At 36.7% G+C, this 289-nt stretch carries 1 protein-coding gene; it reads right to left on the reverse strand.

Annotation, left to right across the window (positions count from 1 at the left end; genetic code table 11):
• Positions 1-76: 76 nt before the first annotated feature.
• A partial coding sequence (locus LI126_RS14680; protein ID WP_276535640.1) for a ferritin-like domain-containing protein occupies positions 77-289 on the reverse strand: 213 nt, incomplete at its 5' end.

The following is a 289-nucleotide window of genomic DNA, read 5'->3' on the forward strand; positions in this document are numbered from 1 at the left end:
GTGTTATTGGTTGCTATTTTTTCAGCATAAGAAAAGACCATATTGCTACTCGTTTATAGCCATATGGTCTTTTATATTAGTCAGCGAATGGTGCTTTGCCTAGATAAGCACTGATCATCCAAATATTTTTATCGGTTTCATCCTTGAAGCCATTAAGCATATCTTGAGTTGGGAAGTCTTTTTCTTCGTCAGTAACTTCGATTCCTTTTTGGTATTGGTCACGTAGGTACTTGAATTGATCAACTAGCCGTTGCATGAATTCAGTCATCGTTAATTGATCAAAAGCGAC

It is taken from the genome of Mediterraneibacter sp. 210702-DFI.5.30, from assembly GCF_020560115.1.
Lineage (GTDB): Bacteria > Bacillota > Clostridia > Lachnospirales > Lachnospiraceae > Mediterraneibacter > Mediterraneibacter faecis.